Consider the following 20,803-nt stretch of genomic DNA (forward strand, 5'->3'; position numbering starts at 1 on the left):
CGCGGCGGGCATTCGAGCTGCGGATTACAACGAATGCCAAAGAAGGTCCAGACCCTTGAACACCTCACGCCGCGGCTTCTCCCTGCAAGTGCTGATTGGCCTGGCAATCATGTTCAGTACGCTGACGCTTGGGGCAGTGCTGGCCTACCAGGGCTACCGCAGCATTGAGCACACCTTGCTGGCTGCGTCGGCCGACACCAGTCGCCAGCTGGCGCGCACCATCAACGAGCGGGCGCAGCGCTTGATCAACCCGGTGCTCAGCTCGATCCGTCTGCTTGCCCATGACTCGCTTGCCGAGGCCGTCACGCTGCAGCAACGGCTTGATCGTTTGCCCTTGCTCGCGGCCAGCCTGGACGCCAACAGCATGCTCAGCGCGGTGTATGTGGGCTATGCCAATGGCGAGTTCGTGCTGTTACGGGCACTGCGCGACAAGGCCGACAGCCAGAGCGTGCATGCGCCCGCAGGTGCCGCGTACCTGTTGCAAAGCATCAGCCTGGACGGCAGTGGGCAGATGCTCGGTGAGTGGCGCTTTTACGACAGAGGGCTGACGCTGCTGCAAACGCTGGCCAAACCGGACTACCACTTTGACCCGCGTACGCGGCCGTGGTTTGTCGAGGGCCTGGCCAGCGCGACTACCCAGTTGACCAAGCCCTATGTCTTTTTCACCACCAAGGAGATCGGCCTGACGGTTGCCCAACGCAGCATCACTGGGCACGCAGTGCTGGGCATGGACGCCTCGGTCAACGACCTGGGCGGCGAAGTTGCTGACCTGCGCACGACCCCCGGCACGCAGATGGCGGTGGTGGGCAGTGACGGCGAGGTAGTGTTTTACCCAGACCTGCAGCGGGTAGTGGTCCAGGACGGTGCGGCGCTGCGTTTGTCGCGCCTGGACGAGCTGGCGGTCGACAGCCTCAGCTGGCTGTTCGTCAACAATTACCAGAGCGCAGACCCGGTCCACTATCAGGCGGCCGGCCAGGACTGGTACGGCGTGCAGGTTCCGCTTTCGTCATTCACCCAGCACGACATCCGCCTGCTGATCGCAGTACCCGCGGCTGAGCTACTGGGCGGCGCGCGGCAGATGCTGATGGCCGAAGCGCGCTGGGCGATTGTTCTGATCGGGGTCCTGCTGCTGGTCGGCTGGGCCCTGGCGCGGCGCATTGGCCAGCCGCTGCAGGCGCTGACCGAGCAAGTACAGGCTCTGGCCAGTTTCGACTTCAGCCGGCGCGTCGGGGTCGAGTCGCGGATCAGCGAGGTCAGCGCACTGAGCGAGGTGCTCGGCGGCATGTCGCGCACCATTCACAATTTCCAGGCGATCACGCTCAGCCTGAGCCGGGAAACCAATCTGGAAGATATGCTTCGCCAGGTGCTGGGTGAACTGGTGGAGGCGACTGCCGTAACCAGCGGTGCTGTCTATCTGGCCGGCGAAGACAGCGAGGTATTACGCCTGGCTGCACACTATCGCGATGAGCGCTATCCCGCTGACCTGCAGCTTGGCGTGCACGAGCCGCATCAACTCAATAGCGCAGTGGAGCAGGCGATGCCTGGCCAGACACCGACCATGGCCGTGGCGCTGAATGACCGCAGCGGGCAGCGCCTTGGGCTGTTGGTGTTGCAACTGGGCCCGGCGCAGCTGCACTCGGGCGGCATTGCACCGGCATTTCGCCAGTTTGTCGAGGAGCTGTCCGGGGCGGCCGCAGTGGCCATAGAGACACGCCAGTTGATCGAGGCCCAGCAACGCCTGCTCGATGGCATCATCCAACTGCTCGCGGATGCCACCGATGCCAAAAGCCCCTATACCGGGGGCCACTGCCAACGGGTGCCGGTGCTGGCGCAAATGCTCATGGACAGTGTCATCGCCGCAAACAGTGGGCCTTACGCACAGTTTCACATGAGCGCGCTGGAGCGCTATGAGTTCAGGATCGCGGCGTGGCTGCATGACTGCGGCAAGGTTACCAGCCCAGAGTACGTAGTCGACAAGGCGACCAAGCTGGAGACCTTGAACAACCGCATCCACGAAATCCGCACCCGCTTCGAAGTGCTCTGGCGCGATGCCGAGTTGCTCTATTGGCAGCGCTTGGCTAAGGGTGGCGAGCAGCAGGCGCTGCAAGTAGCGCTGGAGAATACCCGGGCGCAGTTGCAGGAAGAGTTCGCCTTTATCGCCAATGCCAACATCGGCGGCGAGTTCATGTCCGATGCCGATATCGAGCGCTTGCGTACCATTGGTTCGCGCCCGTGGCTGCGCAACTTCGATAACCGCCTGGGCTTGTCCCGTGACGAGGCAGAACGCCTTGCACCAGTGGCCTCGGCATTGCTGCCGGCGCCTGAGCAACTACTGGCTGACCGTGTCGACCACCTGGTGCCATGGGGTGAGCGCAAGCCGCCAGTCGACAAACACGACCCACGCAATACCTGGGGCTTCGACATGCGCCTGCCGACCCATGCCTACAACTATGGTGAACTGCACAACCTGAGTATCCGTCGCGGCACCCTGACTGACGAAGAGCGCTTCAAGATCAACGAGCACATCGTGCAGACCATCATCATGCTCAACACCTTGCCGTTGCCCAGCCACCTCAAGCGCGTACCGCAGATTGCCGGCAACCATCACGAAAAGATGGACGGCAGCGGCTACCCGCGTGGTTTGAAGAAAGACGACATGAGCATCGCCGAACGAGTGATGGCGATTGCCGATATCTTCGAGGCTCTGAGTGCCGCTGACCGGCCCTATAAGGCAGCCAAGACGTTGTCGGAGTCAGTCAAGATTCTCGGCTTCATGGCCCGCGACCAGCACATCGACCCAGGGCTGTTCCGCCTGTTTTTAAGCAGCGGCGTGTACCGCGAGTACGGCGAGCGTTTTCTGCGCAGTGACCAGCTTGACGACGTCGATATCGAGCCTTATCTGCGCGCATTCGCAGGGTCTTGAGGGCGTCTTGAGGGCGTCTGGAGGGTGCCTGCCGACTATCGACTGCGCTCATGAAAGTTTGACCGATGAGTCAAATCTGCCTAGGGTAGCCCGCTCTGTTTTTCTGTTTGAGCGTGTTATGACTACCCCGTACAAGCTGCCAGCAACCGTCTACCTGCTGGGTTTGACCATCTTCACCCTGGTCACCGCCGAGTTCATGGTCGCCGGGATGATGCCGGCATTGGCTGATGCCTTCTCCGTCAGCCTGGCCCAGGTCGGCAACCTGATTGCCTTCTATGCATTGGGCATGGCCCTCGGTGGGCCGCCGCTCACAGTGCTGTTGATTTCTCGCGGCATCGGTAACAAACGGGCGTTGATCGCCTTGTTGGTCGTCTATTTATTGGCCGCCGGGGTGTCCGCCGTGGCGCCGAGCTACACCATTCTGCTGACAGCGCGGGTGATCATGGGTGTGGCCAGTGCAGCCTGCATCGGCCTGTGCATGACTCTGTGTGCCGGGCTGGTGCCGTTGGCCGCGCGGGGCAGGGCGATCGCGGTGGTGCTGGCGGGGCTGATGCTGTCGCCGGTGGCCGGCGTGCCGCTGACCACGGTGATCGAGCAGGTCGCCGGCTGGCGCGCCAGTGCTTGGATGATCGTTGCCCTGGCGCTGCTGTGCACTTTGCTGGTCGCACGCCAGCTGCCGCAGGACGTCGCCGGCCAGCAGCCCAGCCTGCGTCGGCAACTGGACGACCTGAAAAGCCGCAGCCTGTGGGGGGCCTATGTCACCAGCGGGCTGATCATCGGTGCGACCTTTGCCGCATTCAGCTACATCACACCGATCTTGATCAACGAAGTCGGCGTATTGCCCGCTTACGTCGCACCGCTGCTGGCGCTGTACGGCGTCGCCAACGTGCTTGGCAACCTGTTCATCGGACGTATCGCCGAGCGGCACACCTTCCGCGCCTTGGGTTGGGGTCTGGCGCTGCTGGTGCTGGCCATGGCCGGCTTTGCGCTGGGCGGCGAGCATCGCTGGTTGAATTTGCTGTGCTTTATCCTGATCGGTTTTACCGGCGTGGCGCTCAACCCAGCGATGGTCGCGCGGGTGATGAAGGCCGCCGAGCCGGGCGCGTTGGTCAATACCCTGCACACCTCGGTCATCACCGCTGGTTTGGCCTTTGGCAGTTGGGCGGGGGGCCAGGCGATCGATGCGGGCTTTGGCCTGCGTGCGCCGCTGTGGGTTGGCGCGGCGCTGGCCGGACTGGGCCTGATCAGCCTGGCGCGGCCACTGCTCAATGCCCGCACGCCTGCGCCAAGGCCGTATGCCTGATTGAAGCAGGGCGCAACAGTCAGGACTGTTGCGCCCACGTGTCTGCTTAGTGGCCGCCCTTCATGCGGCGCGCCAGCAGATACAGGCCCAGGCCGACCAACGCGGTCGCCGCGCCGATGTAACCGGTGCTGGTCCAGCCCAGTCCAGCAGTAATCGCCATGCCGCCCAGCCACGGCCCCAGCGCATTGGCCAGGTTGAACGCTGCGTGGTTGGATGCCGCCGCCAGGCTCGGCGCCTCGTGGGCGATGTCCATCAAGCGAATCTGCAGCGGCGCTGCCAGGGCGATCATGCTGCCGACCAAGGCGATGCCGAGCATGACTGACCACAGTGCATGGGCGGCGTAGGTGAAGAACAGCAGCACGCCGATCGACCAGAGCAACACCAGGCCTACCGCACGGAACTGCAGCCGATCAAACAGCTTGCCGCCGGCAATGTTGCCGATGATGCCGCCGGCGCCAAATGCCGCCAGGGCAAAGGGGATCATCTGTGCCGAAGTGCCGGTCACCTCGAGCATGGTGGGCGCCAGATAGCTGAACACGCAGAACATCCCGGCAAAGCCCACGGCGGCAATGCCCAGCGCCATCCACACTTGCGGCAAGCGGAACGCCTGCAACTCCTTGCGCGGATCGCTGCGTGCTTCATCGTCACGCTGCGGCACGTAACGCCAGACCAGGGCAATGGTGCATAGCGCGATCACGCCCACCAGCAAGAATGCCGACCGCCAGCCAAAGTACTGCCCCAGCAGGGTTGCCACGGGATTGCCCAGCAGCATGGCCAGGGTCAGCCCGAGCATCACTCGCGCCACCGCCCCGGCCCGCTGGTTACTCGCGACCATGCTCGAGGCCACCACCGCCGCGATACCAAAATAGGCGCCATGGGGCAGGCCGCTGATAAAGCGGAACGCCACCAGGCCGCCGAATGATGGGGCAAAAGCTGTCGCCAGGTTGCCCGCGGCATACAGCGCCATCAGCAACAGCAGCATGTGCTTGCGCAGCAGCTTGGCGCCGAGAATCGCCAGCGCTGGTGCACCGACCACCACGCCCAGGGCGTAGGCACTGATCGCGTGGCCGACTTGAGGCTCGCTCAGGTGCAGGTTGCTGGCAATGTCGGGCATCAGGCCCATGATCGCGAACTCGCCAGTGCCGATGGCGAAGCTGCCCAGGGCCATGGCGGCCTCCATTTTCGCCACGGTGGCTTTGGAGGCGGTTGGGGGAGGGGCTTGGTGAACTGACATCGGGATCCTTGTTGAAATACGCTGAAACGTTTAACTGAGCAGTTTATGGATGTGAACACGCTCCGTCGAGGCGGTTCATCGCTTGGCCAGCTAATGCTGTAAATGCCTGCGGAGTACAGATGTACTCCGCGTCGAAAAAGCTCAGCTCAACCAGCCTTGCGCCTCTTCCAGAAAATGCATGACTGCCCGTGAGCGCTCATCCACGCGGGTGATCAACGACAGCTCGCTGTGCATGTCGGCCTGCTCGAGTTCAAGCGTACGGATGCCCGGCATGCTCAGTTGAGTGAGGGTTTGCGGGAGAATGCTGATGCCGATACCGGCTGCAATCAGGCCAGGAATGCTCATCAACGAAGGCACTTGCATGACGTTGGCAGGGTGCAACTGATACTGCCGGCATAGCTGCAGTATGTGTGAGGTCAGGCCGATGCCGAGCGGGTCCTCAAGGAAGATGAACTTCTCCTGGCGCAGGCTCGCCAGATCGCCGTTGAAGGTATCTGCCAGCGGATGGTTGTCAGGCATCAGCAGGACCAGCCTGGAGGTACTGAAGCAGTGGGTGCGCAGGCGGGCGGGCAAATGGTCCTTGAAGATCCGGGCAAAGCCGATGTCGAGCGTGCCTTCCAGCAGTTTGTCGAACTGAGCCTGAATGCGCGCATCGAGCAGTGTCACCTTGACTTCCGGATAGCTGCTGAAATAGTGCCGAATCAACTGTGGCAGATTGGCCTCGAGCAATGCCGAGTGGTAGCCGATGGTAATTTCACCGATCTCTCCGCGCCGAGCGCGCTTGGCGGCGGCCACGGCCAGCTCACTGGAATGCAGGGCGTCCCGCGCATGCGGTAGAAACGCCGCGCCAGCGGCGGTCAGTTCGACGCCGCGATTGGCCCGGCGAAACAGCGTGACGGCCAGCTCGCTCTCCAGAGTCTTGATCAGCTGACTCAACGCAGGTTGGGCAACCTGCAAATGCTCGGCAGCCTTGCTGAAGTGCTGAAACTCGGCGGCGCAGACGAACGCGCGCAGGTGACGTAGCTCCATGATTCGACCTGTATAAGGCTAGCTTATGAATTTATCCGGTTTTCGATAATTATCTTGCAGGTAAAAGCGCCTAGAGTCGACTCAGATGCACAACCGTCCGCTACGGGCGCTCGATAACAATAATGATTGAGACACTCATGAATACGACAGATGCCTCTGCTGCAGACAGTCAGATGTCCAGAAAGGCGGTCACCGCCGCCACCATCGGTACCGCGCTGGAGTGGTTCGACTTCACCCTTTATGGCGCGGTAGCTGCAACGGTCCTGCCCAAGCTGTTCTTCCCGGCCATGGAGCCCACCTCCGGCCTGCTCGCGTCACTGGCGACCTTTGGCGTAGGACTGGCGGCGCGGCCACTGGGCGCGATCACCTGCGGCTATCTGGGTGACAAACTCGGCCGGCGCAACCTGATGCTCGCGACAGTCAGCTTGATGGGCCTGGCCTCGGTGCTGATGGGGCTGCTGCCGACCTACGCGCAGGTGGGGATCTGGGCGCCGATCATGTTGGTGATCCTGCGGATCATTCAGGGCTTCGCGCTGGGCGGCGAGTCGACTGGCGCGCAGCTGATGGCCCTGGAACATGCACGCTCGGATCGGCGCGGGTTCTATTCAGGGCTTCTCGGCCTGTGCTCGCCACTCAGTCAGATACTTGCCAACGGCGCATTGCTTGGCCTGGCCGCGTTGCTCAGTGCCGAGCAGTTCGAGTCGTTTGGCTGGCGCATACCCTTCCTGATGAGTTTCGTGCTGGTGGTGGTGGCGATCTTTATTCGCCTCAAGGTCAGTGAAACGCCTGCCTTCGTTGCCTTGCAGAAGACCCAGGCGCCCCATGCAGGCAGCCCGTTGAAAGATGTGCTGAAGACGCACTCGCGGACCATTCTGCGTTTGATGCTGTTCTTCTGCTCGCCGGCCGCGCTGTTCTACCTGATCGTCATCTTCAGCTTGAGCTATCTGGTCAAAAACCTCGGCATGAGCCAGTCCATGGGCTTCATGTCACTGATGGTGGCCAACGTCTGCGCCATCTTCGGTGCGCTGGCCGGCGGCTACCTGAGCGACCGTTGGGGGCGCAAGAAGGCCTTGGCGTTTGGCTCCTGCATGACCCTGGCGATCCTGATGGTCTACTTCCCGATGCTCAATACCCAGCAACCGGCAGTGATCATGGCAGCGATGGGGCTGTTCCTCGGTTTCACCCAGTTCCAGAGCGGCATCCAGCCCGTCGCCTTTGCCGAAGCGTTCCCGACCAACGTGCGTTACAGCGGCTCGGCCCTGGCCTACACCGGTGCCAACCTGCTGATCGGCGGGCCGATGCCTATCCTCGCCGTGTGGCTGATGAGCCAGACCGGCAATTCACCCTGGCTGCTGGTGGCTATTTGCGCCGCGATCAATCTGGTCTCGCTGGCGATGATTCTGATCGGCCCGGAAACCCGCGGCATCGATCTCGACCAAGCCGACGGCGACGCCACTGTGCAGGCCAACGCGTCACCCCAGTACCTCAAATAAATGCAGAGTCCGACCATGAATCGTTCAGTCTTTATCCTCAACGGCCCCAACCTGAACATGCTGGGCCGCCGCGAACCCGAAATCTATGGCACGACGACACTGGCCGAGGTGAAGCACGATTGCCAGCAGTTGGCGGCCGAACTGGACCTAGTGTGTGAGTTTCGCCAGACCAATCATGAAGGGGTCATGGTTGACTGGTTGCAGGAAGCCTTCGAGCGCGAGGTGGCCGTGATCATCAACCCCGCTGGCTTTTCATTCCACTCCATCCCGGTGCTGGATGGCATGAAGTTGATCAAGGCGCCGTTGCTGGAGGTGCACATTTCCAACATCCATGGACGCGATGAACTGCATCGCCATTCGATTACCTCGACAGTGGCCAATGGTGTGATTGCAGGCCTTGGGGTTGAAGGGTATCTGCTGGCGTTGCGGGCGATAGCCAGCCGGCTTGGCTGAGTGTACGGTCAGCACTTCTGAAACTTGTGTTTGGGTCGAGAACGTCGGGGCTGCATCGCAATCCTTTCCGACCGGTCCGGCGCCCCGGTAAGGCCGCCCCTACAGATTGACCGCATCCGGCAGGCCAGCGCGTACATCTGTAGAAGCGGCCTTGTGTCGCGAAAGGGGCGCAGAGCGCCCCCACCGTCACCCATTAAGCAGGGTAGAATGCGGCTCGCCATGAGCGCATTGAAGGTAGTGATTTTGCTGACTGCAGGCCCTGTGAATCGTCCGTTGTTCGTCGCCTTCGACGGCCCTAAAGGCACCGGTAAAACCACGCTTCTGGAAGCCGTGACTCAGGCTCTGCGCGCGGAGGGCAACAAGGTTGTCCGCCTTTGCGAGAAAAAGAGCGATCCGTTTCGTGGCGAGACCATGGCCCTGGTCAACCAGGTCGCGCGAACCCCTTGTGCAGACCTGGAGTTGCAAATCTGCCAACGCCTGGCAGACAGCCGCGCCTGGATCTCACAGCAGATACTGCCCAAACAGCCCGCCGACAGCATCATCCTGATCGACCGCTGGTATCCCTCCGATGCTGCCTTTCGCCGTCTGGTGCCGTTTGCGCAGATCCTTCAGCTGAACCTTGAGCGTGACGTGCAGGTGCCCGACCTGCACGTTGGCGTCGTCACCGCCCCGCACATTTCATGGGCCAGGGCAGCGGCACGCTCGCGCGGACTGAACAGTACCGTGATGCACACGCTGCAAGAGCATGTCGCTTCGAGCGAAACGTTTGAACGTGCGGTTGCCGAGCATGGCTGGGTATTGTGTCGCAATGAGGGTAGCGTTGAAGACGCGACGAAGCAGATTGTGGCTGAAGTTCAAAGCCTGGTTGCTGGTTTGCCAATATGAAGTGATGTCAGCCACCCTAGTGCAGGAAATAACCCGATGCAGACACCCATGCGCCACATCCTCGGTGTACTCGCAGCCAGCTTGGTCACGGCGCTGCTCGCCAGCATCATCCAGACGCAACTGATACTCAGTGAGTTGATCGGGCTGGGGGCGCCGATCACGGCATCGATCCGCATGCACTCGACCGTGACGGATCTGATGACCTTCGCGCCGATCATGATGGCTATTGCAGTTGCGACGCTCGCCCCGGCGTTGCTGCTGGCGCATTGGCTGGCCAACAAGGTTTCAGTGCCACGCATGGCATTATGTGCGGGTGCTGGCATGTGTGGGCTTTGGACGGTGTTCTGGCTGATGCGCTCGGTCATTCCCATGCCGGCGATCCCCGGCACCAGAGACTTGCTCGGCCAGGTGTTGATGGCTTCGACGGGGATTGTCGCGGGTTTGCTCTATGCACAGCTGACCTCACCAACCCTCGCAGTTGTAAGCAGTCAGGACCGGGCCAAGGCGCTATTGGCGGTTGCGCTGGCTGGTATCCCGGCCATCCTGTTCTTTATTGGCGCACCGGCTGGCGTCGAGCGGCCTGCCGTCATTGATGCGAGTAGATACAAAGTCCAGACAGTGGCCACTGGCTTGAGACAGCCATGGTCGGTTGCACTACTGCCGGATGGACGCGCATTGGTGACCGAGATGGCAGGGCGCCTGCTGGCTATCAGCAGCGACGGCTCAACTGCACAGGTAAACCTCGATGGGCTTCCGGCGCTGTTCCAGCAAGATGCTGTCACTGGTTTGATGGATGTCGTGCTGGACCCGCAGTTCGAGCACAACGGCCTGCTGTATCTAACCATGGGTTATGGCAAGGCAGGCGCCAATGGCACACAGCTGGTGCGGGGCAGACTGGTTGGCAATGCGTTGAATGACGTCCGCGTGCTATTCAAATCGACACTCAAGCCCAGCGCCGGCAACAACGGCGGGCGCCTGGCATTTCTCGCCGATGAGACCCTGGTGCTGACCTTAGGCGATGGCAGCACGCGCCGCGAAGAGGCGCAAAACCGGGCCAATTCGCTGGGCAGCGTGGTCAGGCTCGACCGCGATGGCCGGCCACCGGCGGACAATCCTTTCATCGATCAGGCAGGCACCGCTGCCGAGCTCTACAGCCTGGGCCATCGCAACCCGCAGGGCATCGCGGTCGATCCTGCAACCGGCGATTTGCTGCTCAGCGAACACGGCCCCCGCGGTGGTGACGAGATCAATCAGATAGTGCCGGGCGGCAACTATGGCTGGCCCATCGTTACCGGCGGAGTTGACTATCCGTTTGCGCAGGTAACACCATTACGTCATCTGGCGGGCTATGAAGATCCAGTCGTGCAGTGGACACCCTCGATCGCACCGGCCGGCCTTGCCGTCTATCGCGGCGCGATGTTCCCAGACTGGCGCGGCAATTTGCTGGTACCTGCGCTCAAGGAACGGGCGGTGCGTCGAGTATTGCGCAACGGCCGCCAAGTGGTCGGGCAGCAACTGCTGCTGGCAGACCTGAAGGAGCGGATGCGCGATGTGAAGGTTGCGCCGGACGGTTCAATCTACGTCCTCACCGACGGGCCTGACGCCAGGCTATTGCGCATCGTCGAACCCTGAGCCGGATCAATCGGCCATGAACTCACGCGGCGGCGGCTGCAGATCAGCCAGCAGATTCTTCAGACCGTCGCTCCATTGCCGGCGAATATGGCTGTAGTACGGGTCATCCTGATGGATGCGCACCGGCGCCTTGGCGGCAAAGCTGTCCTTGGCATACACCAGCAGATCCAGCGGCATGCCCACTGACAGATTGCTGCGGATGGTCGAGTCGAACGAAATCAGGCCGCAGCGCAGCGCCTCGTCCAAAGGGGTGTGGTAGGTCAGGTTGCGATCGAGAATCGGCCGGCCGTACTTGCTCTCGCCAAGCTGCAGAAACGGCGTGTCCTGGGTGGCCTGGAAGAAGTTGCCCTGGGCGTAGACGTTATAGATGCCCATCTCAGCGCCGGCTATCTGGCCGCCGACCATGATCGTGCAGCTCAGGTCGATCTGTGCGGTCAGCTTGCTGCGGTCGCGGCTGATGACTTCGCGCAGCGTATCGGCAACCAGCACCGTGGCGTCGTACAGCGAGGTGACATTCAGCAAGTGGGTGCCGCTGCCGCGGCTGCGCTGTTCGAGCAGGCTGACCACCGATTGCGAAGTGGCCAGGTTGCCTGCGGTCTGCAACACGATCAGGCGTTCACCTGGCGCGCTGAAGACGAACAACTTGCGAAAAGTGGAGATCTGGTCGATGCCTGCGTTGGTGCGTGAGTCGCAGATGAACACCAGTCCGTCTGCCACGTGCATGGCGACGCAATAGGTCATGCTGGTTACCTTGTGCTGTGGGAATAGAGGCCCCGTCCTGGCGAACCTGACGGGGCTTTGTTACTACTGGCGATGGACGTGAACGCTGGCCTGCATCGACTCGGTGCCGCCACCGCGGCGTACACCGCGGACCGGGCAGGCATCCAGGTAGTCGAGGCCGACTGCCAGTTTCAGGTGGCGCTCGGGGCGGGTGATGCGGTTGGTCACATCGAAGCTGTACCAGGCGTCATCGATCCAGGCTTCGGCCCAGGCGTGGCTGGCCAGGTGGGTTTCATCCTCGGTGCACAGATAGCCGGACACATAGCGCGCCGGAACGCCCAAACTGCGGGCGCAGGCGAGAAAGGCGTGGGTGTGGTCCTGGCATACACCGGCACCGCCGTTGAAGGCTTCGATGGCGGTAGTGACTACCGAGGTGGTTCCCGGGCTGTACGGCATCTGGTCGGCGAGGCCCTGCATCAATGCGGTCAGCGCTGCGCGGTCACGGTGCGCGCCGCAATGCTGAATGGCAAAGGCCTTGAGCGTGTCATCGGCCTTGGTCAGGTGGCTGGAACGCAGAAACGGCAGGGGCGACTGCTCGCCGGCTTCCTGCTCGCATTCGGAGTCGATTTCGACCTGGCCGCTGGCGGTCAGGGCCAGGTGCCCGTGGGGTTTGTCCAACGTCAGCACATGCAGGATGTTGCCGTAGGGATCGATCTGGCTGTTGACCTTGCGCGGCAGCTCCAGCTGCCAGTCGAGGATACGCTGGCGATCGCTGCTGCGCGGGGTCAGGCGCAGCAGCTGGATGCTGTTGCTGACATCGCTGGCGTAGCTGTAGGTGGTGTCGTGACGGATAGACAGTTTCATACGACCTCCAGGTAGGAATTGTGCACGCTCTGGCCCAACTGGTGGATACGGCCGATGAAGTCGGTCAGCCACAGGTGCAGGCCAGCGTCGAGGATTTCGTCGATGCCGGTGTAGCGCAGGCGCGCATTGAGTTCGGCGGCCATGCGCTGGGCGGCGCGACCGGTGTTGCCCGGCAAGCCGGCGAGGATCTGGTCCAGCTCGTCAATACAGGAATGCAGCGAGCGCGGTACGTCGACCCGCAACAACAACAGCTCCGACACCGGCCGCGCGCTGGGCGCGTTACGGTAGATCTCGTTGAACGCCTCATAAGAGGTCAGGGCGCGCAGCAGGGCGCTCCACTGGTAATAGCCGCGGGCCGAGTCGTCGCTGACTTCTTCGGAGGTTTCGCCGAACATTTCATAGCGCGCATCGAGCAGGCGCAGGGTGTTGTCGGCACGCTCGAGAAAGGTTCCCAGGCGGATGAAGCTGTAAGCGTCGTTGCGCATGATGGTGCCGGAGGTGGCGCCGCGGAACAGATGCGAGCGCTCCTTGACCCAGTCGCAGAACTGGCTGATGCCATAGCGGCCGAGGCCGTTGCTGGCGATGTTGCGCATCTCGATCCAGGTGGCGTTGATGTTTTCCCACATGTCGGCGGTGATACGCCCGCGCACGGCGTGGGCATTGGTCCGCGCTGCCTGCAGGCAGCAATAGATGCTGCTGGGGTTTTCCGCATCGAGGGCGAAGAAGTGCAGCATGCGCTCGGAGTCGAGCTCGGTGTGCTTGCGCAGGTAGTCGTCAAGGGTGCCCGAGGCCAGCAGCGACATGGCCAGTTCAGCGTGGCCATCGGAGCGGCCGGCCTGGGGCATCAACGACAGCGAGTAGCTGACTTCAAGCATGCGCGCGAGGTTTTCGGCGCGCTCCAGGTAGCGCGACATCCAGTACAGATCGGAAGCGGTTCTTGAGAGCATCGGTCAGTCCTCCACCACCCAGGTGTCCTTGGTACCGCCGCCCTGCGACGAGTTCACCACCAGCGAGCCTTCCTGCAACGCCACGCGGGTCAGGCCGCCAGGCACCAGGCGGGTCTCGCTGCCGGACAAAACGAACGGGCGCAGGTCGATATGGCGCGGGGCGATGCCTTGTTCGACAAAGGTCGGGCAGGTCGACAGGCACAGGGTCGGCTGGGCGATATAGGCATGCGGGCGGGCTTTGATGCGCGCGCGGAAGTCCTCGATCTGCGCTGCCGTTGCCGCCGGCCCGACCAACATGCCGTAACCGCCGGAGCCTTGGGTCTCCTTGACCACCAGTTTGGGCAAGTTGGCCAGCACGTGGGACAAGTCGGCAGGCTTGCGGCATTGCCAGGTGGGGACGTTCTTGAGGATGGGCTCTTCGCTGAGGTAGAAGCGGATCATGTCGCCCACATAGGGGTAGATCGACTTGTCGTCGGCCACGCCGGTGCCGACGGCATTGGCCAGCACCACATTGCCGGCGCGGTACACCGAGATCAGGCCGGGCACGCCAAGGGTCGAGTCCGGGTTGAAAGACAACGGGTCGAGGTAGTCGTCATCCAGGCGTCGGTAGATCACGTCGACCCGCTGCGGCCCGGCGGTAGTGCGCATATAAAGATGCTCGTCACGCACGAACAGGTCGGCGCCTTCGACCAGTTCGATGCCCATCTCGCGGGCGAGAAACGCATGCTCGAAATAGGCACTGTTGAAGCGCCCGGGGGTGAGCACTACGGCGGTCGGGTTGTCCAGCGGGCTGGCGCTCTTGAGTGTGTCCAGCAGCATGTTCGGGTAGTGGTCGATCGGGGCGATGCGCTGCGCGGCGAACAGCTCGGGGAACAGGCGCATCATCATCTTGCGGTCTTCAAGCATGTAGCTGACGCCGCTTGGGGTACGCAGGTTGTCTTCGAGCACGTAATAAGTGCCATCGCTGTCGCGCACCAGGTCGACCCCGGCGATGTGCGCGTAGAGCCCACGGTGCAGGTTCAAGCCCTGCATTGCGACCTGATAGCCCTCGTTGGCCAATACCTGTTCTGGCGGAATGATGCCGGCCTTGAGAATGCGTTGGTCGTGGTAGATGTCGTGCAGAAACAGGTTCAGCGCCTGCACCCGCTGAATACAGCCGCGCTCGACAATACGCCATTCGCTGGCGCGGATGCTGCGCGGGATGATGTCGAAGGGGATCAGGCGCTCGGTGTCCTGCGCGTCACCATAGAGGGTAAAGGTGATGCCAGCGCGGTGGAACAGCAGGTCGGCCTCGCGTCGACGTTGTTCCAGCAATTCCAGCGGTGTATTGGCCAACCAGCGCGAAAAAGCCTGGTAGTGGGAGCGGCAACTTCCGTTTGCCTCATACATTTCATCGAAAAAAGCCCGGGACATACCCACTCCTTGCTACGCATCGTCAGCAGCGTTGTCGCATACCTGATCAGCGTTGCAATGAAGGTGCCGAAACGGGCAGGGCAGTGTGGCTAGGGCTCGAATTGATGCAGAAATTGCGATTGGGCGCTGTTTAGCATCAGAAAAACGACGCGCCAACGGCTTTTACGCTCAATCCACGTCAACGGCGGGAAGGCTTGGCGCATCAAACAGGTGCGCGTTGGCAGGCTTTGCCAAAGTTGCCCCAAACGGGGGCGTTCAGGCGGTGGTGCGAACGTGCTCGACAAGCTCGACGCGGTTGCGGCCGCTGGCTTTCGCGCGATACATGGCCTTGTCAGCGCAGACCAGTAACGCATCAAGATCACTGTCGGCAGTTGTGGCATAGACCAGGCCGATGCTTGCCGTCACGCCGTGCTCGCTGCTCACGTTGAGTTGGGCGATCAATGCCCGCAGGCGCTCGGCAATCTCGACGGCCTCGGCCTGGGGCGTGTTGGGCAGCAACAGTGCGAACTCTTCACCGCCGAGCCTGCCGGCGATGTCATCGTCGCGCAGGCAGGCACTGATGACCGTGCCAATGCGTTGCAGGACCCGATCCCCCGCCGCATGGCCGAAGGTGTCATTGATCTGTTTGAAAAAGTCGACGTCCAGCATCAGCACAGCGACCAGCCCGCTCTGCTGCTCGCACAAGGCATGCTGGGCCGAGGCATGATCGAAGAACGCTCGGCGATTGTTCAAACCGGTCAGCCCGTCTGTGCAGGAGGCAATCATGGCCAGCCGGTGGGCATGTTCCATTTCATGCTTCAGGCGCCAAGCAGTCTCCAGTGCTGACGACAGACTGCGGGTGGCATTGACGACAAACGAGGCGAACACCAGCACCGCCAGGGCTATGCCTTGTTGCAAGGCAGAAGGCTGCAGTAACAACCAGATCGTGCAAGGCAGCAGCACCAGAGCAACGGACACCAGGGTCATATTGCGAAAGGACGAGTAACACGACACCGCGCTGACCGACATGCCTACTGCAAACAGCATGATCAGCGTCTGCCCGACCAGATCACCGACCGGCATCACCGCAAGCGCGCCGAGGCCCCAGGTGCCTGCCGACAATGCCAAGGTCAGCCAGTAGCGGCGCTCCCACTGTTGCGGCGAGCGCTGGTTGGGCGCGGCGCGGCGGTAGGTGATGAACATCTCGGTACGCAGCAGCGTGGTCGCAGTCAGCACGCTCATCCAGATGAGCACCGCTTCGTGATCAAAGCGCTCCCAGCCCATCCAGCACAGCATCGCTGCAGCCAGGTAGCTGCCCAGCACCGCCGGCGCCGATTGCACGAACAGCTGCTTGAGCCGATCGGTCCTGACGTGCTGGGTGATCTCGGGGCGAAGGTCGGGGGCGTTCATGGCGTGAGGCCGCAGCTCTGGATACGGGTGCGGCATTGTGTCATTGCGCCAGCGCCGCGCAAAGCGCTCCAGGCGAACGTTCATTGCTGCCATGCGTCATACCCTAAAGCCTGCGTACATTCACTTTTGCCTTGTGGGGAGCTTATGACAGATCAGGACGACTACATTAAATGGCTCGAAGCGCGTTCCATGCTCAAGATTTCCCAGGACCGGGCCAAGCTCTACGGCGGCCAGTCGCGGCTGTGGATGAACGCCTATGCCGAGTCGCAACCGCGCCGGGCAATTGAAATATCCTCGGTGTGGTTGACGGTGTACCCCGACGCGATCGTCTCGCCTGAAGGGTCTTCGGTGCTCCAGGCGCTGGGCCATGAAGCGCTGTGGAAGCAGTTGTCCGAGATTGGCATCCAAGGCATTCACACCGGTCCGATCAAGCAGGCCGGTGGGATCAGCGGTGATCAGTTCACGCCAAGCGTGGACGGTAACTTCGACCGCATCAGTTTTGACGTCGACCCGCTGTTCGGTACCGAAGAAGAATTGGTGCGCATGAGCAGGATCGCCGCCGCGCACAACGCAGTGACCATCGATGACCTGATCCCCGCACATACCGGCAAGGGCGCGGACTTCAGGCTGGCCGAGCGGGCCTATGGCTTGTATCCGGGCTTGTATCACATGGTCGAGATTCGTCAGGAAGACTGGCACCTGCTGCCTGACGTGCCCGCGGGCCGCGACGCCGTCAACCTGTCACCAGCGGTATGCGACGAGTTGAAGGCGCGGCATTACATTGTCGGCCAGTTGCAACGGGTGATCTTCTTCGAGCCGGGAGTCAAGGACACCGACTGGAGTGCAACACCAGCGATTACCGGCGTCGACGGTATCGAACGGCGCTGGGTCTATCTGCATTATTTCAAGGAAGGGCAGCCGTCGCTGAACTGGCTCGACCCATCGTTTACCGCCCAGCAGATGATCCTCGGTGACGCGCTGTATGCCCTCGACTGCCATGGCGCACGCGGTATCCGCCTGGACGCCAACGGCTTCCTCGGCGTCGAAGCCCGCGCCGAAGGCCCGGCCTGGTCCGAGAGCCATCCGTTATCGATCACCGGCAACCAGATCCTCGGTGGGATGATCCGCAAGGCCGGCGGTTTCAGCTTCCAGGAACTGAACCTGACCCTGGATGACATCGCCCAGATGTCCAAGGGCGGTGCCGACCTATCCTACGACTTCGTTACTCGGCCGGCCTACCAGCACGCGTTGCTGACCGGCGATACCGAGTTCCTGCGCCTGATGCTGCAGCAGATGCATGCGTTCAAGATTGACCCTGCCTCGCTGATCCATGCCCTGCAGAACCATGATGAGTTAACCACTGAGCTGGTGCATTTCTGGACCCTGCATGCCCATGACATGTTCATGTACAAGGGCCAGACCATCCCCGGCAGCATCCTGCGCGAGCATATACGTGAAGAGATGCATGAGCGCTTGTCTGGCGAGCATGCGCCGTACAACCTGCGTTTCGTCACCAACGGCATCTCCTGCACCACCGCGAGCCTGATCACTGCCACGCTGGGGATTCGTGACCTGGAGCTGATCACCGAGGACGATATCGCCCAGATCCAGAAGATCCACCTGTTGCTGGTGATGTACAACGCCATGCAACCCGGCGTGTTCGCGCTGTCGGGTTGGGACATGGTTGGCGCACTGCCACTGCCGGCCGAGGCTGTCGCCGAGCGCATGCTCGATGGCGACACGCGCTGGATTCACCGCGGTGGCTATGATCTGGCTGGGCTGGCGCCTGAAGAGCAAGCATCCGTACGTGGCATCCCCAAGGCCCGCGACTTGTACGGCAGCCTGGACAGCCAGCTGCAACGCAGCGATTCGTTTGCCAGCATGGTGAAAAAGATCCTCGCTGTGCGTCAGGCCTATGGCATCGCAAGCAGCAAGCAGATTCTCGTGCCGGAAGTCAGCAGCCCTGGCTTGCTGGTCATGGTGCATGAACTGCCTGCCGGCAAGGGTATCCAGATCAGCGCGCTCAACTTCAGTGCTGAGGTCATCAGCGAGGAACTGACGTTGGCCGGCTTTACCCCGGGGACCGTGGTCGACATGATCAATGAAACGGTCGAGGGCGACCTCAGCGAGGACGGGCGCTTGATGATCAACCTGGAACCTTATGAAGCGCTGTCGCTGCGGATCGTCAACAGCAGCGGGCATTTCTGAAGCCCGGTCTCGTTTTGTGAAACCAGGCCAGCGACCGCGCTGGTCTGGTTTTCCTGAGCGTGGCTAGAAGCCAATCGAACCAAAAAGCTGTCTCCCTGGTCAGGATAAGGGTCTAGTCCACCACATGAGAATATGACCATGCATACCTTTACCTTGGAATACCTCTTCAACGGCGAGCGCCGCACTCACCAGTTCGAGCTCAAGCAGGATCACCTTGCTACCCATGAGGCCGCGCTGCACTTGATCATGTTGCACCATGGTGATGGTGAGAACAGCCTGGTCATGCCTGACGCCGATGCGACCCCTGCAGAAGTTCTGGAACAAGCGGCGTTGCTTGGCATAACTGAAGTCAACGTAGTGCTCTAATGCGCAACAGCTGGTAAAAGGACCTTCCGCTGGCGCTATGAAGTACCAGCGCTTGAAAGTAGCTGAAGAGACTCGTCATGCAGAAAACAATCAGGCTGGCCAACACCGCTGATATCGATGCGATTTTCCATATCCGCACAAGCGTTCGAGAAAACCACCTGTCGCGTGAGCAACTGACGGAGATGGGCATCACCGCCGAAGCCATTGAGCAGGCACTCGCTGAAACGCCGTGTATCTGGATCGCTGAGGTCGACGGTGTCCCGGCAGGCTTTTCAATGGCTGATAGCGGTGATGCTTGTGTATTCGCAGCATTCGTACTGCCCCAGTTCGAGGGGCAGGGTCTGGGTCGCTGCCTTATGGAACGCGCAGAGTGCTTCCTTTTCCAGCAGCATGAGACGATATGGCTGGAAACCGCAAAGGCCAGTCGCGCCAGCGGTTTTTATCGCAAGCTCGGCTGGCGCTGCGTGGAGCAGTTGCCTGAAGGCGATATTCGCATGGAGAAGCGCCAGCAGCAGGCTGATACATAGTTTGCCGGCACCCCTGACTTGAGTCCTACGGCTCGACGATGTTGTCCAGCAGTGTCGTTCCGTAGGAGTTGTCGACGGCGCATAGCCATTGGTCCGCAATGAGTCGAAATACGTAAGTTGCTTTGCGCGAAATCTCGATTTTGTCACCTGCCTTGTCAGTAGCCTGCAACAGGGTTTCCATGACGACGAGCGCGACATCCGCCCCCGGAATGACTTGCATCTCGCCTTGCGTGACAACAATGCTGTGATTGAAATGCTCCGCGATGGCGACAAATGCGCGGCGGATGCTGTCTTTGCCGGTGACCGTCAAACCCGGTTTGACCACCAGCGTTGCGTCGTCGGCATAAAACTTCATTAACTCGTCGAAATCTTCGGCGGTGATCGCGTGATCAGCGGCCTCAATTGTCGCTTTGAGCGTTCGGGTAAGTGCATCCATTGCTGTGCTCCTGCGTGAGAATGCTGTGGACCGCCAACCCGGCGCCTGTGATCACGGCGATAAGCCCTGACGTCTCTATGAACGTTGGCAGCCTGGCGTTGAAGAGTAAGCCGAGCAGGGCGGCAAACAAAGACTCCAGTGAGATCAGTTGACCTGAGAGCACCATCGGTAGCCGCCGTGTCGCAGCGTTCCAGGCCCAGGCGCCAATCACCGAAGACACAACAGCGAGGACCAGGCCCCAGGCATAAAAGCGTGCCGCAGTGGTGAAACCGAAACTCGCACTCGTCAGTTCAAGCAGGCCCAGCGAATGTAATAACGGCAGGACGCACAGTGTAGCTATGCCGGCGCCGGCCATCATCAAACCCGTCCAAGCGCGTGTGGCGGCAGGGGCGATCTTTCCCATAGCGCGTTGATTGAGCAGGCTGAAGGTCAACCACAGTGCTACTGCCAGGACGGAGAAGAAAACGCCCGCCAGCCAACTGGCGCTATCCGCGTGCGGCAGCGCCACGCTGCTGATATTGGAAAGAACGAGCCCAAGCACAATGAACAGCAGTGGTAATCCAAGGCGACGCCACTGCACTGTCTTTTCTTTGGCATTGCCGAGCAAGGCAAGCAAGACCGGTACGAGGCCCACAAACGCCGCCGCCAGTACCGGGCCGGCGAAAATTACGCCTGCGGCAATACAGCTGCCGTAGCCTAGATAACCTATTACGCCCAGGCCTGCAGCGAGCACCTGCTGAGAGAACCGCAACGACCGCATTTGGGCGCGGCACAGCATGACGCCCAGCACGCCCAGAGCACCTGCTATCAAATAGCGTATGACCATCAGGTCGTAGATGCTGTAGGGGCCAGTGACATAAGGCGCTATGAAGTTGAGGGCCCAGGCCAGGGTCGCCATGACGGCGAACAGTACTCCAGCGATAAGCGTTGAAGGTGAGGTTGTCATCAACTGAAATCCATCAAGGGTTCAGCCAATTTTGC

General features: G+C 61.4%; 18 protein-coding genes. 9 read left to right on the forward strand and 9 right to left on the reverse strand.

Annotation, left to right across the window (positions count from 1 at the left end):
* Nucleotides 1-55: 55 nt before the first annotated feature.
* Together AC58X1_RS02620 and AC58X1_RS02625 are read left to right on the forward strand one after the other, a co-directional pair.
* Nucleotides 56-2,923, forward strand: a complete 2,868-nt coding sequence (locus AC58X1_RS02620) for an HD domain-containing phosphohydrolase (RefSeq protein WP_497428245.1) — start codon at nucleotides 56-58, stop codon at nucleotides 2,921-2,923.
* A gap of 118 nt (nucleotides 2,924-3,041) precedes the next feature.
* A complete protein-coding gene (locus AC58X1_RS02625) occupies nucleotides 3,042-4,226 on the forward strand; it encodes an MFS transporter (protein WP_101319247.1) in 1,185 nt (394 codons plus the stop codon).
* Between the two features lie 46 nt (nucleotides 4,227-4,272).
* On the opposite strand, the gene AC58X1_RS02630 is transcribed toward AC58X1_RS02625, so the two are convergent.
* Nucleotides 4,273-5,460 (reverse strand): MFS transporter, encoded by a 1,188-nt coding sequence (locus AC58X1_RS02630; RefSeq protein ID WP_178080764.1) that lies wholly within the window; start codon nucleotides 5,458-5,460, stop codon nucleotides 4,273-4,275.
* A 141-nt stretch (nucleotides 5,461-5,601) separates the two neighbouring features.
* Complete coding sequence (locus tag AC58X1_RS02635; protein WP_101319251.1) at nucleotides 5,602-6,489, reverse strand: LysR family transcriptional regulator; 888 nt, start codon at nucleotides 6,487-6,489, stop codon at nucleotides 5,602-5,604.
* Nucleotides 6,490-6,626: 137 nt separating this feature from the next.
* Here AC58X1_RS02635 and AC58X1_RS02640 point away from each other — a divergent pair, with 137 nt between their 5' ends.
* The 4 genes from AC58X1_RS02640 (at nucleotide 6,627) to AC58X1_RS02655 (ending at nucleotide 10,952) form a co-directional block, all read left to right on the forward strand.
* The gene (locus tag AC58X1_RS02640; protein WP_220633585.1) at nucleotides 6,627-7,982 is read left to right on the forward strand and encodes an MFS transporter; all 1,356 of its coding nucleotides are present in this window, start codon (nucleotides 6,627-6,629) and stop codon (nucleotides 7,980-7,982) included.
* Between the two features lie 15 nt (nucleotides 7,983-7,997).
* On the forward strand, nucleotides 7,998-8,435 hold the full coding sequence (locus tag AC58X1_RS02645) for a type II 3-dehydroquinate dehydratase (RefSeq protein ID WP_220633586.1): 438 nt from the start codon (nucleotides 7,998-8,000) through the stop codon (nucleotides 8,433-8,435).
* A 261-nt stretch (nucleotides 8,436-8,696) separates the two neighbouring features.
* On the forward strand, nucleotides 8,697-9,320 hold the full coding sequence (locus AC58X1_RS02650; RefSeq protein ID WP_497428758.1) for a dTMP kinase: 624 nt from the start codon (nucleotides 8,697-8,699) through the stop codon (nucleotides 9,318-9,320).
* A gap of 81 nt (nucleotides 9,321-9,401) precedes the next feature.
* On the forward strand, nucleotides 9,402-10,952 hold the full coding sequence (locus AC58X1_RS02655; protein ID WP_497428246.1) for a PQQ-dependent sugar dehydrogenase: 1,551 nt from the start codon (nucleotides 9,402-9,404) through the stop codon (nucleotides 10,950-10,952).
* 6 nt (nucleotides 10,953-10,958) lie between these two features.
* On the opposite strand, the gene AC58X1_RS02660 is transcribed toward AC58X1_RS02655, so the two are convergent.
* From AC58X1_RS02660 to AC58X1_RS02680, 5 genes are all read right to left on the reverse strand, one after another.
* Nucleotides 10,959-11,693, reverse strand: coding sequence for a proteasome-type protease (locus AC58X1_RS02660; protein ID WP_101319260.1), 735 nt, complete (start codon nucleotides 11,691-11,693; stop codon nucleotides 10,959-10,961).
* A gap of 63 nt (nucleotides 11,694-11,756) precedes the next feature.
* The gene (locus AC58X1_RS02665; protein WP_259073842.1) at nucleotides 11,757-12,536 is read right to left on the reverse strand and encodes a transglutaminase family protein; all 780 of its coding nucleotides are present in this window, start codon (nucleotides 12,534-12,536) and stop codon (nucleotides 11,757-11,759) included.
* Nucleotides 12,533-13,483: an alpha-E domain-containing protein gene (locus AC58X1_RS02670; RefSeq protein ID WP_101319263.1), complete on the reverse strand. Its 951-nt coding sequence runs from the start codon at nucleotides 13,481-13,483 to the stop codon at nucleotides 12,533-12,535. The genes AC58X1_RS02665 and AC58X1_RS02670 overlap by 4 nt, the downstream gene beginning before the upstream one ends.
* A gap of 3 nt (nucleotides 13,484-13,486) precedes the next feature.
* Entirely contained in the window at nucleotides 13,487-14,896 is a 1,410-nt protein-coding gene (locus AC58X1_RS02675; RefSeq protein ID WP_497428247.1) for a circularly permuted type 2 ATP-grasp protein, read from the reverse strand.
* Nucleotides 14,897-15,151: 255 nt separating this feature from the next.
* The gene (locus AC58X1_RS02680) at nucleotides 15,152-16,198 is read right to left on the reverse strand and encodes a GGDEF domain-containing protein (protein ID WP_224786377.1); all 1,047 of its coding nucleotides are present in this window, start codon (nucleotides 16,196-16,198) and stop codon (nucleotides 15,152-15,154) included.
* A 231-nt stretch (nucleotides 16,199-16,429) separates the two neighbouring features.
* Here AC58X1_RS02680 and treS point away from each other — a divergent pair, with 231 nt between their 5' ends.
* The 3 genes from treS to AC58X1_RS02695 all read left to right on the forward strand — a co-directional run bounded on the left by treS (nucleotide 16,430) and on the right by AC58X1_RS02695 (nucleotide 19,386).
* Nucleotides 16,430-18,493 carry a maltose alpha-D-glucosyltransferase gene (gene treS, locus AC58X1_RS02685; protein WP_101319267.1) on the forward strand — a complete coding sequence of 688 codons (2,064 nt, stop codon included), beginning with the start codon at nucleotides 16,430-16,432 and terminating at the stop codon, nucleotides 18,491-18,493.
* A gap of 138 nt (nucleotides 18,494-18,631) precedes the next feature.
* A complete protein-coding gene (locus tag AC58X1_RS02690) occupies nucleotides 18,632-18,859 on the forward strand; it encodes a hypothetical protein (protein WP_150571598.1) in 228 nt (75 codons plus the stop codon).
* A 77-nt stretch (nucleotides 18,860-18,936) separates the two neighbouring features.
* Nucleotides 18,937-19,386 carry a GNAT family N-acetyltransferase gene (locus AC58X1_RS02695; RefSeq protein ID WP_497428248.1) on the forward strand — a complete coding sequence of 150 codons (450 nt, stop codon included), beginning with the start codon at nucleotides 18,937-18,939 and terminating at the stop codon, nucleotides 19,384-19,386.
* A 25-nt stretch (nucleotides 19,387-19,411) separates the two neighbouring features.
* Here AC58X1_RS02695 and AC58X1_RS02700 read toward each other — a convergent pair whose 3' ends face one another.
* Entirely contained in the window at nucleotides 19,412-19,822 is a 411-nt protein-coding gene (locus AC58X1_RS02700) for a YybH family protein (protein WP_150571600.1), read from the reverse strand.
* Nucleotides 19,785-20,768 carry a DMT family transporter gene (locus AC58X1_RS02705; protein ID WP_497428249.1) on the reverse strand — a complete coding sequence of 328 codons (984 nt, stop codon included), beginning with the start codon at nucleotides 20,766-20,768 and terminating at the stop codon, nucleotides 19,785-19,787. The genes AC58X1_RS02700 and AC58X1_RS02705 overlap by 38 nt, the downstream gene beginning before the upstream one ends.
* Between the last annotated feature and the right edge of the window lie 35 nt (nucleotides 20,769-20,803).

It is taken from the genome of Pseudomonas sp. PGPR N4 (genome assembly GCF_059693665.1).

Bases quoted from the DNA above. Each gene is read 5' to 3' on its own strand.
- AC58X1_RS02640 (WP_220633585.1), top strand. From the start codon at position 6,627: ATGAATACGACAGATGCCTCTGCTGCAGACAGTCAGATGTCCAGAAAG.
- AC58X1_RS02660 (WP_101319260.1), bottom strand. From the start codon at position 11,693: ATGACCTATTGCGTCGCCATGCACGTGGCAGACGGACTGGTGTTCATC.
- AC58X1_RS02695 (WP_497428248.1), top strand. From the start codon at position 18,937: ATGCAGAAAACAATCAGGCTGGCCAACACCGCTGATATCGATGCGATT.
- AC58X1_RS02665 (WP_259073842.1), bottom strand. From the start codon at position 12,536: ATGAAACTGTCTATCCGTCACGACACCACCTACAGCTACGCCAGCGAT.
- AC58X1_RS02690 (WP_150571598.1), top strand. From the start codon at position 18,632: ATGCATACCTTTACCTTGGAATACCTCTTCAACGGCGAGCGCCGCACT.
- AC58X1_RS02645 (WP_220633586.1), top strand. From the start codon at position 7,998: ATGAATCGTTCAGTCTTTATCCTCAACGGCCCCAACCTGAACATGCTG.
- treS (WP_101319267.1), top strand. From the start codon at position 16,430: ATGACAGATCAGGACGACTACATTAAATGGCTCGAAGCGCGTTCCATG.
- AC58X1_RS02700 (WP_150571600.1), bottom strand. From the start codon at position 19,822: ATGGATGCACTTACCCGAACGCTCAAAGCGACAATTGAGGCCGCTGAT.
- AC58X1_RS02630 (WP_178080764.1), bottom strand. From the start codon at position 5,460: ATGTCAGTTCACCAAGCCCCTCCCCCAACCGCCTCCAAAGCCACCGTG.
- AC58X1_RS02635 (WP_101319251.1), bottom strand. From the start codon at position 6,489: ATGGAGCTACGTCACCTGCGCGCGTTCGTCTGCGCCGCCGAGTTTCAG.
- AC58X1_RS02675 (WP_497428247.1), bottom strand. From the start codon at position 14,896: ATGTCCCGGGCTTTTTTCGATGAAATGTATGAGGCAAACGGAAGTTGC.
- AC58X1_RS02625 (WP_101319247.1), top strand. From the start codon at position 3,042: ATGACTACCCCGTACAAGCTGCCAGCAACCGTCTACCTGCTGGGTTTG.
- AC58X1_RS02705 (WP_497428249.1), bottom strand. From the start codon at position 20,768: ATGACAACCTCACCTTCAACGCTTATCGCTGGAGTACTGTTCGCCGTC.
- AC58X1_RS02670 (WP_101319263.1), bottom strand. From the start codon at position 13,483: ATGCTCTCAAGAACCGCTTCCGATCTGTACTGGATGTCGCGCTACCTG.